Annotated in this window: 13 protein-coding genes; 5 read left to right on the forward strand and 8 right to left on the reverse strand. The window is 70.7% G+C overall.

Annotated elements, in window-relative coordinates:
• Window positions 1–65: 65 nt before the first annotated feature.
• Window positions 66–2,102, reverse strand: a complete 2,037-nt coding sequence (locus BLW32_RS19630; RefSeq protein ID WP_068739342.1) for a M3 family metallopeptidase — start codon at window positions 2,100–2,102, stop codon at window positions 66–68.
• Between the two features lie 86 nt (window positions 2,103–2,188).
• On the opposite strand from BLW32_RS19630, the gene BLW32_RS19635 reads away from it, so the two are divergent.
• Both BLW32_RS19635 and BLW32_RS19640 read left to right on the forward strand, forming a co-directional pair.
• The gene (locus BLW32_RS19635; protein WP_068739344.1) at window positions 2,189–2,578 is read left to right on the forward strand and encodes a hypothetical protein; all 390 of its coding nucleotides are present in this window, start codon (window positions 2,189–2,191) and stop codon (window positions 2,576–2,578) included.
• On the forward strand, window positions 2,575–2,913 hold the full coding sequence (locus BLW32_RS19640) for a hypothetical protein (protein WP_068739349.1): 339 nt from the start codon (window positions 2,575–2,577) through the stop codon (window positions 2,911–2,913). Before BLW32_RS19635 ends, BLW32_RS19640 begins: the two co-directional genes overlap by 4 nt.
• Before the next feature lie 3 nt (window positions 2,914–2,916).
• On the opposite strand, the gene BLW32_RS19645 is transcribed toward BLW32_RS19640, so the two are convergent.
• Together BLW32_RS19645 and BLW32_RS19650 are read right to left on the reverse strand one after the other, a co-directional pair.
• The gene (locus BLW32_RS19645; protein WP_068739351.1) at window positions 2,917–3,570 is read right to left on the reverse strand and encodes a pentapeptide repeat-containing protein; all 654 of its coding nucleotides are present in this window, start codon (window positions 3,568–3,570) and stop codon (window positions 2,917–2,919) included.
• 150 nt (window positions 3,571–3,720) lie between these two features.
• Window positions 3,721–4,725, reverse strand: coding sequence for an NAD(P)H-dependent flavin oxidoreductase (locus BLW32_RS19650; protein ID WP_068739353.1), 1,005 nt, complete (start codon window positions 4,723–4,725; stop codon window positions 3,721–3,723).
• Here BLW32_RS19650 and BLW32_RS19655 point away from each other — a divergent pair.
• The gene (locus tag BLW32_RS19655) at window positions 4,724–5,833 is read left to right on the forward strand and encodes a winged helix DNA-binding domain-containing protein (protein ID WP_068739356.1); all 1,110 of its coding nucleotides are present in this window, start codon (window positions 4,724–4,726) and stop codon (window positions 5,831–5,833) included. The two genes, BLW32_RS19650 and BLW32_RS19655, sit on opposite strands and share 2 nt — an antisense overlap.
• Window positions 5,834–5,843: 10 nt before the next feature.
• Here the strand turns inward: BLW32_RS19655 and BLW32_RS19660 are convergent, their stop codons facing one another.
• The 3 genes from BLW32_RS19660 to BLW32_RS19670 all read right to left on the reverse strand — a co-directional run bounded on the left by BLW32_RS19660 (window position 5,844) and on the right by BLW32_RS19670 (window position 7,535).
• On the reverse strand, window positions 5,844–6,239 hold the full coding sequence (locus BLW32_RS19660) for a hypothetical protein (RefSeq protein ID WP_139286267.1): 396 nt from the start codon (window positions 6,237–6,239) through the stop codon (window positions 5,844–5,846).
• A 266-nt stretch (window positions 6,240–6,505) separates the two neighbouring features.
• Window positions 6,506–6,907 (reverse strand): hypothetical protein, encoded by a 402-nt coding sequence (locus tag BLW32_RS19665; protein ID WP_139286268.1) that lies wholly within the window; start codon window positions 6,905–6,907, stop codon window positions 6,506–6,508.
• A 166-nt stretch (window positions 6,908–7,073) separates the two neighbouring features.
• Window positions 7,074–7,535, reverse strand: coding sequence for a MarR family winged helix-turn-helix transcriptional regulator (locus BLW32_RS19670; RefSeq protein ID WP_068523203.1), 462 nt, complete (start codon window positions 7,533–7,535; stop codon window positions 7,074–7,076).
• 150 nt (window positions 7,536–7,685) lie between these two features.
• On the opposite strand from BLW32_RS19670, the gene BLW32_RS19675 reads away from it, so the two are divergent.
• A complete protein-coding gene (locus BLW32_RS19675; RefSeq protein ID WP_068739358.1) occupies window positions 7,686–8,876 on the forward strand; it encodes an MFS transporter in 1,191 nt (396 codons plus the stop codon).
• A 41-nt stretch (window positions 8,877–8,917) separates the two neighbouring features.
• Window positions 8,918–9,742, forward strand: a complete 825-nt coding sequence (locus BLW32_RS19680) for an aldo/keto reductase (protein ID WP_068739360.1) — start codon at window positions 8,918–8,920, stop codon at window positions 9,740–9,742.
• A 152-nt stretch (window positions 9,743–9,894) separates the two neighbouring features.
• Here the strand turns inward: BLW32_RS19680 and lepA are convergent, their stop codons facing one another.
• Window positions 9,895–11,763: a translation elongation factor 4 gene (gene lepA, locus BLW32_RS19685; RefSeq protein WP_139286269.1), complete on the reverse strand. Its 1,869-nt coding sequence runs from the start codon at window positions 11,761–11,763 to the stop codon at window positions 9,895–9,897.
• A 48-nt stretch (window positions 11,764–11,811) separates the two neighbouring features.
• Entirely contained in the window at window positions 11,812–12,453 is a 642-nt protein-coding gene (locus tag BLW32_RS19690; protein ID WP_068739362.1) for a GNAT family N-acetyltransferase, read from the reverse strand.
• Between the last annotated feature and the right edge of the window lie 54 nt (window positions 12,454–12,507).

Below are 12,507 nucleotides of genomic sequence, written 5' to 3' on the forward strand. Positions count from 1 at the left end.
GCCATCAGAATCGAACATTTCATCGGATCCCATGACACCGGTATCTGGGGCGTCGACACAATCCGCTACGGCGTCAGGCCGCGACGCTCCAGCAGCGGCGTGATGTCCGGGTCGGCGCCGCGGAAGTCGCGGTACGCCTGCGACGCATCGACGCTCCCGCCGCGGGAGAGCACGGCCGTACGGAGCTTCTCGCCGTTCTCGCGCGTCGGACCGTCGTGCGCGGTGAACCAGGCGGACGCGTCGGCGTCGAGCACCTCCGACCAGATGTAGCTGTAGTAGCCGGCGCTGTAGCCGCCGGAGAAGATGTGGTTGAAGAACGGGCCGCGGTACCGCGGCGGCACGCCGGCCACGTCGAGCCCGGCGTCGGCGAGCGCCGCGGCCTCGAAGGCCTCCACGTCGGCGACGACCGTGCCCGGCTCGATCATGTGCCACGCCAGGTCGATCACGGCCGCCGCCAGGTATTCGACGGTGCCGAATCCCTCACCGCGCGTACCGGGCTCGAGCACCGACCGCCGGAGTCCGGCGGGCAACGGCTCGCCGGTCTCGTAGTGCCGGGCGTACCCGTCGAGGATCGTCGGCCACGCGGCGAACATCTCGTTGAACTGGGACGGGAACTCCACGAAGTCGCGCGGCACGCTGGTCCCCGAGAAGTACGGGTAGGTGACGTCCGAGAGCAGGCCGTGCAGCGCGTGCCCGAACTCATGGAAGACAGTGGTCACCTCGTCGCGCGTGAGCAGCGCGGGGCGCCCCGCGGGCGGCCGGACGAAGTTGCAGACGTTGATGATCACGGGCCGCGCATCGAGCAGCGCCGACTGGTCCACGAAGCTGGTCATCCACGCTCCTCCGCGCTTGCTCGGCCGCGCGAAGTAGTCCCCGATGAACAGGCCGAGCGGCGTACCGTCGGGCCCGGTGACCTGCCACGCCCGCGCGTCCGGGTGGTACAGCGCGAGATCGGTGCGCTCGGTGAAAGCGAGCCCGTACATCCGCGACGCGGCCTCGAACACGCCGTTCTCGATGACTGTGTCGAGCGCGAGGAAGTCGCTGAGCTGCGGCCCCTCCGCGCCGCCGTCCCCCGCCTGCGCGCGCTGCTCGGCGATGCGGGCGTAGTACGGCCAGTCCCAGGCCTCGATCGGATGCCCGGCGAGCTCCTCCAGTTCGGCGCGCTCGGCGGCGGCGTTCCGCGCGGCCGGGGCGGCGAGGTCGCGCAGCATCCCGAGGGCCGCTTCGGCGGTCCCCGCGGTCTGGTCGGCGATCTGGTACGCCGCGTGGTGCGGGTACCCGAAGAGCGCGGCCCGCTCGGCGCGCAGGGCCGCGACGCGGGCGATCAACTCGCGGGTGTCGTTCTCGCCGCCGCGCGTGTTCCGCTCCGACGAGGCCTCGAAGACCTTCCGGCGCGACTCGCGGTCCGTCAGCCGCGCGAGGTTCGGCTGGTTGAGCGGATACCCCAGGGCCAGCAGGTATCCCTCGCGACCGGCCTCCTGCGCCGCGGCGCGAGCGGCGGCGACGGCATCCGCGTCCAGGCCGTCGAGCTCGGCCTCGGTCGCGAAATGCACGGCGGAGGCGTTGGTCTCGGCAAGGGTGCGCCGGGAGAACTCGGTCGTGAGCTCGGCGAGCTCGGTGTTGATCGTCCGAAGCCGTTCCTGCGCCGCGGCGTCCAGCCCCGCGCCCGCACGGGCGAAACGCAGGTGGTACCGCTCGAGGAGGCGCTGCTGCTCGGCATCGAGCCCGAGATCGCCACGCCGGGTGTATAGCTCATCGATGCGGGCGAACAACGCCGCATCCATGAGGATCGCGTCGAAGTGCGCCGACCACCGCGGCGAGATCGCCGCCTGCGCGGCCTCCAACGCGTCGGTGCGGTCGGTGGAGGTCAGCGAGAAGAAGACCGCGGCCACCCGCCCCAGGTCCTGACCGGCGCGTTCCATCGCCTCGACGGTGTTCTCGAACGTGGCGGGCTCGGGATTCTCGGCGATCGCCGCGATGTCCCGACGGTGCCGGGCGAAGCCCTCGGCGAAGGCCGCCTCGTAGTCCGCGTCCGCGAACGCGGCGAAGTCCGGCAGGGCGAAGGGCAGGGTGCTGGGGGCGAGTACGGCATCGACGGTCACGCAGACGAACCTACCCGGACAAGTCCTCACACGGCCTGAGTAGTTCCACGGATTCCGAGCCGCCGCGGCCCGGCGATGCTGATTCCATGAGCGATCCGATAGCCCTCCCCACCCTGTTCACCACCGAGCCCGCGCCGCGCACGCAGCGCTCCACGGCGGCGGACACCGCGGCGAGCGTCGTGCTGTGGATCCTGTTCCTCGGCACCGCGTACGTCGCGGCGATGTTCGCCGGCTTCTACGCGATGGCGGCCGACGGGTGCCCGCCCGGCCCCTGCGCCGCCTCGGACAAGGCCGGCGCCGCGATCCTCCTGCAGTGGGCGGGCATCGCCGCGATCGTCGTGGGCATCGGAGTCGTCACCGTCCTGCGGGCGCGCAGGCGGCGGTACACCTTCTACTGGCCGCTCGCCGGGATCGGCCTCGTCGTGCTCTGCACCGTCGTCACGGGCAGCATGGCGAACACGGCAATGACGCTGTGAGCACGCCCTCGCGGCCGGTGGCGGAGCCATTGTTCGGCGGTCTGCTGCTCTGCGTCCTCGGCGTGGCCAACCTGTTCGCCGTCGTGTGGGCGGGGCTGGCCTTCGCGATGGCGTCGGATCCGTGCGCCTGGGAGGACTGCGCATCCACCGGGTTGCCCCGTTTGGGGATCGCCGTCGCGTACTCCGGTGCCGGAGTAGGTGCACTCGTCGCTCTCGTCGGCTACGGCAGAGCTTTCGACGACCGACGGATCACATTCATCTGGCCGATCATCGGCTTCGCCTTCACCGTGGTCGGCTGGCTCATCGGGGCGTGGCTCGCCGCGCCCGTCCGGTGATGCTCAGTCGGTGACGTGGATGCCCAGGTGCGCGGCGAAGACCTCCGCCAGGCCGAGCACCTGCAGGTGCGACATGGTGACGCCGGCGATGCCCTCGAGCCCGCGGATCCGCTCGACCTGCAGGCCCCGAAGGTCGACGTGCTGCAGCTTCGCCCGCGTCACGTCGATCTCACCGGCGGTGCAGTCCTCGAACGAGACCCGGGTGAGCGTCGCGTCGCCCGCGTCGATGCCGTCGAGCATGCAGCCCCGGAAGATCACGTCGGTGAGGCCCGCGCCGCGCAGGTTCACGAAGCCCAGCCGGACGTCGGTGAAGACGACGGAACGCAGCTTGGAGTCCATCAGTTCGACGGCGCCGATCCGTGCATCGTCGACCTCGACCTGGCGGAACGTGGACCGCGATGCCCGGAAGCCCGTGGCGAACAGCGCGCTGATCCTCGTCTCCAGGAACGCCGACTCCGTGAAGACCGCATCCCGGACCTCCCAGCCCTCGAGCTTGCACTCGCTGAACGTGATCCCGCTGAGGTCACGTCCCTGAACGGTGGGGCCCGCGAAGCGTCGGCGGTCCTCGGTGTCCCCCGGCATCAGTTCGTCGGTGTTCCCGTCTTCGAGATCGCCGAGGCGCAGGGGCGAGATCTTCGGTGCGACGAGGCCGGCCATCAGACGATCTCCCCCGTGGCGAGAGGTGCGTTTCTGGCGGCGGTAGCGGCGTCGACGTTCACGGAGACGAACGTACCTCCCGCCACCGACAACCGGCCCGAATCCCAGGTCGGAGACCGATGCGCGGGAACGCCCGCCCGGCTCCGCGCCTCAGCCGAACAGTCCGCCGACGGCCCGCAGCCGGGCCTCGGCGTCGGCGGCGATGGACGTGACCACGTCGCGGGCCGGGCGCACCTCGTCGACGAGGCCCGCGGCCTGGCCCGCGTACACGACGCCGACCTCGGGCAACGCACCGTCGTAGGCGGCACTCACCGCTTCTTCCGTACCGGAGGACGCCTCGACACCATCGCCGTCGTGCCAGCGGTCGGTGAAGTCGTTGGTGAGCGCGCGCCCGAACCAACGCGTGGGCCAGGGCTGGTGCCGCGCTTTGTCGAAGACGTCGGTGTACACGGTGTCGGTGCTCCGAGCCTTGAGCAGAGCCGGGATCGCGTAGTCGGGTCCGACGGTCTCGGGCGAGGCGAGCAGGGCGGTACCGATGAGCGCGCCCTGCGCTCCCGCGGCCAGCACGGCGGCCAGGCCCGCACCGGTACCGATGCCGCCGGCGGCGAGCACGGGGAGGTCGGTGGCGCGGAGCACCTCCTGCAGAAGCGGCAGCGTCGCGATCCGGCCGGTGTGCCCGCCGGCCTCACCACCCTGCGCGACGACGGCGTCGACGCCCGCGGCCTCGACCTCCCGGAGGTCCTCGACGGAGTTGATCTGCGAGATCACCACGGCACCGGCGTCCTTGACCCGCTGCACGAACGGCGCAGGATCGCCGAACGACAGCGAGACCACCTTCGGCCGCGCTGCGAGCACGGAATCCAACAGCTCCGGACTGTCTGCGAGCGACCAGGTCTGCAACCCGAAGGCCAGCGGGGCGTCCTCGCCCGCGGCGGCTCGGATCACGCGCAGTTGCTCGTCGATCCACTCGGGCGTGGCGTACCGCGCGGCGCCGATCATGCCGAGACCACCCGCGGCCGTCACCTGCCCCGCGAGCTCACCGCCGGCGCGGCCACCCATGGGGGCGCCGAGGATGGGCAGGTCGATGTCCAGGGTGCGCGTCAGCCAGGTGTTCCACACACCGACGAGGCTACGCCCGTGGAAGGATGCGGCCATGGGCACCACTGATCCCGAGATCCGCCGCATCCGCGCGCTCCGCCTCCGCGCCCAGGGACTGGTGCCCGGCGTCCGGGACTGGCGCACCGCCCCGGACGCGGCGCGCGGCATGCTCGCGATCCAGGCGCAGGACGGTGCCGCAGCGCGGTTCGCGCTCTCGCTCAGGGCGTCCGAGCGCCCCGACGACGCCTCGGTCCTCGCCGACCTGGCCGAGCGGCGGATCACCCGGAATCGACCCGCCCGAGGCACGCTGCAGATCACCGCGCCGGAGGACCTGCACTGGCTCAGCGCCGCGCTCACGGTCCGCTCACGCGCGGAGGCCGCGAAGCGCCGCCCGCAGCTCGGGATCACGGACACGATGATGGCGGACGCCGAGCGGATCATCCGTGCGGAACTGGTGGGCGGCGCGTCGAGAACCCGCCCCGAGCTCGTCGCCGCGTGCGCGGACGCGGGACTGCCACTGGACAACTCGCAGACCGGTCACATCCTGCGCGACCTCACCGAGCTCATGGCGATCGTCTTCGCCGACCCCGCACCGAAGACCGACGTCTTCGCCCTCGCCGACGACTGGGTCGCCGAGCGCCGGGATCCGGACCACGCCCTCGGTGAGGCGGTCTCCCGATTCGTCGCCGCCCGCGGCCCGGTGACCCGGCAGGACATCGGGAAATGGGCGTACCTCCCGATGGGCGCCGTGGACGAGGGCATCGACGCCGCGGGCGACGCCGTCGAACGGGTTCGCCTCGCCGGCACCACCTACCTGGTGGCGCCCGGCACCGTCGACCTGACGGACGCGCAGGTCGACGAGGCCCTGGCGCGCCCCTTGCTGCTTCCGGGCTTCGACGAGTACATCATCGGATACGGCTCCCGCGCACCGCAGCTCGACGAATCGTTCCTCAACCGGATCGTGCCGGGACGCAACGGCGTCTTCAAGCCGATGGTGGTGATCGACGGCGAGATCGTGGGCGTGTGGACCAAGAAGGCCACCGCGAAGACGGTGACCGTCACCATCGAGCCGTTCACGAAGATCACCGCTGCGGCGAAGCGCCGCCTCGTCGGCCCCACCCGCGACTACGGGCGGTTCCTCGGACTCGAGGCGACGCTCGCCTGACCGCGCGCGCTCAGTTGCGCGCGACGAAGTAGTTGTTGCTGTAGTTGATGTCGAAACTGCTGGTCGCGGTGTGCACCCAGGTCGACCGGAACGGGCAGCCCCAGGTCGGCACGGTTCGTGTGACCGCGAAACCCTGGCCGGGCGCGAGCGACGCGCGGCCCTGTCCCCCACCGCCGCCGAAACCGAGCCAGACGTTGACCGCGGGCACGTTGCCGTTGTTGCGGACGTAGCCGTGATCCGTCTGCGAGTTCGTCTCGGCCCGGCCCGGCAGGGGGCCTCCGCACGAGATACCTCCCGTGACCTGCAGATCCACGATGGGCACGAAGGCGCTCGCGGACGGCGCGGAGACCATGGTGGCGGCCCCGGCGATCGCGACCGATGCGGCCGCCAATGCAATCTTCCTCATGATTCGATTCCCCACTTCCCCGATCGAACTTCTTCGGACGCGGCGCATTTTCGACCGCGGGCGCCGAGAGTGGCGCTGTCTGGTTTGTCGAGGAGCCCGGCAGCGGCGTTACGGACGACGGGTCACGATCCGGGCTCGATCTCCTCGAATCCCGTTATCTTTCCGCCACTTCCGCGCAACCGTGCCGAAAGGGAGACTCCGGTGGGCACACGGGTCGGCCCCGAACCGCGCGGTCCGGGGCCGACGGCGAGCGAATCGTCCGCGCGTCAGTTGCGCGCCACCCACCAGTTGTTGCCGCCGTTGATGTCGTACGTACTCGTCGACGACTTCACGGAGATCGCGCGGAACGGGCAGCCCCAGCTCGGCACCACCTGCTCGATCTGGAGCGACTGGCCGGGAGCCAGCATCCCGGCGGACTTGCTCGCGCCGCCGTTGAACCACACCCGCACGTCGTACGCCGTACCGGGACCGTGATTGGTGACCCAGCCGTGGTCGATCAGCGAATTCGGCTCCGGCCTGTCGGGCAGCGGCCCGCCGCAACTGACGTAGCCGAAGGCCTGCAGATCGACGTACGGCGGCGCGGGATCCGCGGCGGCCGCACCGACCGAGAGCATCGACGCCACGCCCGCGATCGCGAGCCCGAGCACTCCGGTTGTCCTCATGTTCATGGTTGATCTCCCCAATCCTCCGTCGAACGACGACTGGCCGCCGGGGGCGGCCCGGCATCGATGTGATGCCGGTCACATTGTCGCGCGATCAGGAAAGAAAACCAATGTTCATCACAACAGAAGGGGCGGAAGTGCCTGAAGTTTCCCGTGATTCGACCCGGACGGCTCAGGAGGCGGGCGCGACCTCGGGCGTCTTCACGTGAACCGCATCGACAAGGGTGCGCAGCTCAGGTTGCTCCGCCGCCTCCGCCAAGGCGTCGCGGAGCACCCGCTCGTGCGTCGGGCGCGCCGCGGCGAGCAACTCCCACCCGGCGGGGGTCAACTCGGTGTAGATGCCGCGACGGTCGTCGGCGCACAGAATCCGAGTGAGCAGCCCCCGATCCTCGAGCCGCGTGACCAGCCGCGTGGTCGCACTACTGGACAACGCCGCAGCCCGGGCGAGCTGCCGCATGCGCATGTGCCAGCCGTCCTGGCGACTCAGCGCGTCGAGCACCGTGAACTCGACGACCGAGAGGTCGTGGCCGGTCTGCAGCGATCGCTCGAGCTCGTTCTCGATGAGCGCATGCAGAGCGACCAGCGTGCGCCAGCCCTGCGCGCGGATCTCCACCGCGTCGTCGGCGATACCCATGGTCAGCGCCCCTTTCGTCGTGACGCCCAGCATATCACCTTGCGAGGATTACCGGCGTGTGCAACTATCTATTCGTTGTGCGTGCAACTACTGCAGACGCCGGTGATTGCAGACGCGCTCATACCATCCCCTCATCCCTAAGGAATCGTCATGCCCATCGCGCTCCTCGCGCTCGCCCTCGGGGGCTTCGGCATCGGACTGACCGAGTTCGTCATCATGGGCCTTCTCCCGGAGGTCGCCGCCGACTTCGCCGTCACCGAGACCGTCGCCGGCTACCTCATCTCCGGATACGCGCTCTCCGTGGCCGTCGGTGGCATCATCCTGACCGCCGGCCTCGGGCGGGTGAACCGCAAGCACGCCCTGCTGGGGCTGCTGGTCCTGTTCATCGCCGGCAACCTCATGTCGGCCCTCGCCGGCAGCTACGAGTTCATGCTCGCCGGGCGGGTCGTCGCCGCGCTGTGCCACGGCGCCTTCTTCGGCATCGGCGCGGTCGTCGCCGCCGACCTCGTGCCCGAGAACCGCCGCGCCGCAGCGATCTCCATCATGTTCGCGGGCCTGACCGTCTCGAACGTCCTCGGCGTGCCGCTGGGCACCTTCCTCGGTCAGGCCGCCGGGTGGCGCTCCACCTTCTGGGCCATCACCATCATCGGAGTCATCGCGCTCGTCGGCATCGCCGTGCTGGTCCGGCCGACGCCCGCCCCGGCGACCGGCGCGCATCCGTTCGCCGAGTTCCGGATCTTCCGCAGCCCCCAGGTGTGGCTGTCGATGCTGGTCACCGTGCTCGGCTACGGCGGCATGTTCGGCGCCTTCACCTACATCGCCTTCACCTTCACCGAGGTCAGCGGCTTCGCGTCGTCGTCCGTGCCCTGGCTACTCGTGCTGTTCGGCGCCGGCCTGTTCGCCGGTAACCTGCTCGGCGGCCGCGCCGCCGACCGCAACCTGCCGCTCACGCTCATCGTCCTGCTCGCCGCCCTGACGGTCCTTCTCGGCGTCTTCGCGCTCACCGCCACATCCCAGATCGCGACGGTCATCGCGCTGGTCCTCATGGGCGCCTTCGGTTTCGCGACCGTGCCGGGCCTGCAGATGCGGATCATGAACTACGCCGGCGACGCCCCCACTCTCGCCTCCGGCGCCAACATCGCCGCGTTCAACCTGGGCAACGCCTTCGGCGCCTGGGCCGGCGGGCTCACCCTCGCAGCCGGGCTCGGCTACGTCTCGCCGCTCTGGGTGGGCGCCGGCATCACCCTGGCCGGCCTGGTGGCCTACGTCGTCGCCACCCGCGTCGCCGGTGGCGAGCACGCCCCCGACGCGGCGACCGCGCCCGTTCCCGTCGCCGCGTGAGCGCCCCGAACCACCACCCTTCCCACACCGAGGAGAACCCCATGACCACCATCCCCACCGTCACCCTGAACGACGGAGTCCTCATGCCGCAGGTCGGCTTCGGCGTCTTCCAGGTCCCCGACGACGAGGCGCAGCGCGCCGTCGAGGCGGCTCTCGAGGCCGGCTACCGCAGCATCGACACCGCCATGATCTACGGCAACGAGGCGGGCGTGGGCCGCGCCCTCGCCGCCTCCGGCGTTCCCCGCGAGGAGCTCTTCGTCACCACCAAGCTGTGGGTCGCGGACCTCGGCGCGGGGCGCGCCCGCCCGGCGCTCGACGCGAGCCTCGATCGCCTCGGCCTCGACCACGTCGACCTGTACCTCATCCACTGGCCCGCACCGGAGACCGACGCCTACCTCGACACGTGGCGGGAACTGCAGGGCCTCCGCGGCGCGGGCACCCGCTCGATCGGCGTCTCCAACTTCCTCCCCGAGCACCTCGACCGGGTCGCCGCGCTCGGCGGGATCCTGCCCTCCGTCAACCAGATCGAGCTTCATCCCGCCCTCCAGAACCGCGCGACGACGGCTGCTAACCGTCGCCTCGGCATCGCGACCGAGGCCTGGAGCCCGCTCGCCCAGGGCGCGGCCCTCGACTCCCCCGCGGTCACCACGGCTGCGGCCCGCCATGGCGTCACGCCCGCGCAGGTGGTGCTGCGGTGGCACCTGCAGCACGGCACCGTCGTCATCCCGAAGTCGGTGACGCCCAGCCGCATCGCCGCGAACCTCGCCCTGTTCGGCTTCACCCTCGACGACGCGGAGATCGCCGCGATCGACGCGCTGGAGGCCGACGGCAGGACCGGACCGCACCCCGCCGCGTTCAACGGCTGAGCGCTCCGTCCAGGCGCCGGGTCTCGCACGCCCCGGGCCGTCGATCGGCTCGATGTGCAAGGACCCGACGGGACCGCGGGAGAGTTCCTCCCGCGCCCGCGGCGCGGCCCCGGGAGGACCCGCGATCCGACGGTGCGGTCACCGTCGGATCACTACTTGCCCTTCGGCTTGTCGGCCGAGGACTCCGACGACAGCGCCGCCACGAAGGCCTCCTGCGGCACGTCGACCCGGCCGATCGTCTTCATGCGCTTCTTGCCCTCCTTCTGCTTCTCGAGCAGCTTGCGCTTACGGCTGATGTCGCCGCCGTAGCACTTGGCGAGCACGTCCTTGCGGATGGCGCGGATGTTCTCGCGGGCGATGATCTTCGAGCCGATCGCGGCCTGCACCGGTACCTCGAACTGCTGGCGCGGGATGAGCTCCTTGAGCTTGACCGTCATCTTGTTGCCGTAGGCCTGCGCACCGTCGCGGTGCACGATCGCGCTGAACGCGTCGACGGCCTCGCCCTGCAGGAGGATGTCGACCTTCACCAGATCGGACTGCTGCTCGCCGGCCTCCTCGTAGTCCAGCGAGGCGTAGCCGCGGGTGCGCGACTTCAGCGAGTCGAAGAAGTCGAAGATGATCTCCGCCATCGGCAGCGTGTAGCGCAGCTCGACGCGGCTCTCCGACAGGTAGTCCATGCCGCCCAGCTCGCCGCGCCGCGACTGGCACAGCTCCATGATCGTGCCGACGAACTCGCTGGGCGCGATGATCGTGGTCTTGGTGATGGGCTCGTAGGTCTCGCGCAGCTTGCCGTCCGGCCAGTCCGACGGGTTGGTGACGATCAGCTCCTTGCCGTCCTCGCCGACCACCCGATACACGACGTTGGGCGCAGTGGAGATCAGGTCGAGGCCGAACTCGCGCTGCAGCCGCTCACGGGTGATCTCCATGTGCAGCAGCCCGAGGAAGCCACAGCGGAAGCCGAAGCCGAGCGCCACGGAGGTCTCCGGCTCGTAGGTCAGCGCGGCGTCGTTGAGCTGCAGCTTGTCCAGCGCCTCGCGGAGCGCGGGATAGTCCGACCCGTCCACCGGGTACAGGCCCGAGTAGACCATCGGCCGGGGCTCCTCGTAGCCCGTGAGCGGCTCCTCGGCCCCCTTGCGCGCGGTCGTCACGGTGTCGCCGACCTTCGACTGGCGCACGTCCTTCACGCCGGTGATGAGGTAGCCCACCTCGCCCACGCCCAGGCCCTTCGAGGCCTTCGGCTCGGGCGAGACGATGCCGACCTCGAGCAGCTCGTGGGTGGCGCCGGTCGACATCATCTGGATCTTCTCGCGCGGGACGATCTTGCCGTCGACCACGCGGATGTAGGTGACGACGCCGCGGTAGGTGTCGTAGACGGAGTCGAAGATCATCGCGCGGGCGGGCGCGTCGGCGTCGCCGACGGGCGGCGGGACCTTCTCGATCACGCGGTCGAGCAGGGCGTCGACACCGATGCCGGTCTTGCCCGAGACCCGCAGCACGTCCTCCGGCTCGCAGCCGGTGATGTGCGCGATCTCCTCGGCGTAGCGATCGGGATCGGCGGCGGGGAGGTCGATCTTGTTGAGGACCGGGATGATCTCCAGGTCCTTGTCCATCGCGAGGTACAGGTTCGCCAGCGTCTGCGCCTCGATGCCCTGCGCGGCGTCGACCAGGAGGATCGCGCCCTCGCAGGCCTCGAGGGCGCGGGAGACCTCGTAGGTGAAGTCCACGTGGCCCGGTGTGTCGATCATGTGCAGGACGTACTCCTCGTCGGAGCCGTCCTCACCCGTGATCGTCCACGGCAGCCGCACGTTCTGCGCCTTGATGGTGATGCCGCGCTCGCGCTCGATGTCCATCCGGTCGAGGTACTGCGCCCGCATGGCGCGCTCCTCGACCACACCCGTGAGCTGCAGCATCCGGTCGGCCAGGGTCGACTTGCCGTGGTCGATGTGCGCGATGATGCAGAAGTTCCGGATCCGGGCGGGATCCGTGAAGGTGGTATCGGCGAAGCTGGGAATCGGTCTCACTCCTCGGGCGGCTGGCCGGGTTCCCGGCACACGTCACCCTCCAGTTTCTCATGCCGCCGGGAACGGCCGCACCATGGTGAGCTGGTGGACCCGCGCGCCGCGGTGCCGGACGCCCGGCACCGTCGGGCTGGGGCCGTACGGGACGAACCCGCACCGCTCGAAGAACCGCACCGCTCGAACGTTCTCGACCAGCGTCTGCAGGTGGCAGCCGGCGCCGCCCAGGGCCTCCGTCCAGGCCGCCATCAGCCCGTACGCCGCCCCCGTCCCGCGGGCTTCGGGAGCCACGTCGATGTGCAGGTGGGCCGGCCACCGGTCGTCCTTGAGCTCGCCGGAGGCCGACGGTTCGCGGCGGCACACCGTTGCGAGGTCGAGCGCGGCGCGCCCGAGGAACCGGACCGTCGCCGGGCGCAGCAGCGCCGCCGGGCTGCGGAACGCGGCGATCAACCGGTCGTCCTCCGCCGGCAGCGACGACCCCGGCGGGCACCCCGTCAGGTAACCGACGAGCGCACCGTCGGCCTCGGCGACGAAGAGCGATCCGGGGCAGTGCTCGATGTAGGGGTCCAGGTAGACGGCCCGTTCGGACGCGGGATGGCGCCACAGCTCGCCCGACGGCGAGCCCTCCCCCGCCCGCACGAACAGGGCGCGCAGGGCGCGCGCGTCGGCGTCGCGGTAGGCACGGATCACGGCCACAGCGCCGCGTCCGGGTAATGACCGTCCTCGTCCGGTTTCACGCCCACCACGGTA

The organism is Tsukamurella tyrosinosolvens, from assembly GCF_900104775.1.
Lineage (GTDB): Bacteria > Actinomycetota > Actinomycetes > Mycobacteriales > Mycobacteriaceae > Tsukamurella > Tsukamurella tyrosinosolvens.

Bases quoted from the DNA above. Each gene is read 5' to 3' on its own strand.
- BLW32_RS19635 (WP_068739344.1), top strand. From the start codon at position 2,189: ATGAGCGATCCGATAGCCCTCCCCACCCTGTTCACCACCGAGCCCGCG.
- BLW32_RS19645 (WP_068739351.1), bottom strand. From the start codon at position 3,570: ATGGCCGGCCTCGTCGCACCGAAGATCTCGCCCCTGCGCCTCGGCGAT.
- BLW32_RS19655 (WP_068739356.1), top strand. From the start codon at position 4,724: ATGGGCACCACTGATCCCGAGATCCGCCGCATCCGCGCGCTCCGCCTC.
- BLW32_RS19650 (WP_068739353.1), bottom strand. From the start codon at position 4,725: ATGGCCGCATCCTTCCACGGGCGTAGCCTCGTCGGTGTGTGGAACACC.
- BLW32_RS19660 (WP_139286267.1), bottom strand. From the start codon at position 6,239: ATGAGGAAGATTGCATTGGCGGCCGCATCGGTCGCGATCGCCGGGGCC.
- BLW32_RS19665 (WP_139286268.1), bottom strand. From the start codon at position 6,907: ATGAACATGAGGACAACCGGAGTGCTCGGGCTCGCGATCGCGGGCGTG.
- BLW32_RS19670 (WP_068523203.1), bottom strand. From the start codon at position 7,535: ATGGGTATCGCCGACGACGCGGTGGAGATCCGCGCGCAGGGCTGGCGC.
- BLW32_RS19675 (WP_068739358.1), top strand. From the start codon at position 7,686: ATGCCCATCGCGCTCCTCGCGCTCGCCCTCGGGGGCTTCGGCATCGGA.
- BLW32_RS19680 (WP_068739360.1), top strand. From the start codon at position 8,918: ATGACCACCATCCCCACCGTCACCCTGAACGACGGAGTCCTCATGCCG.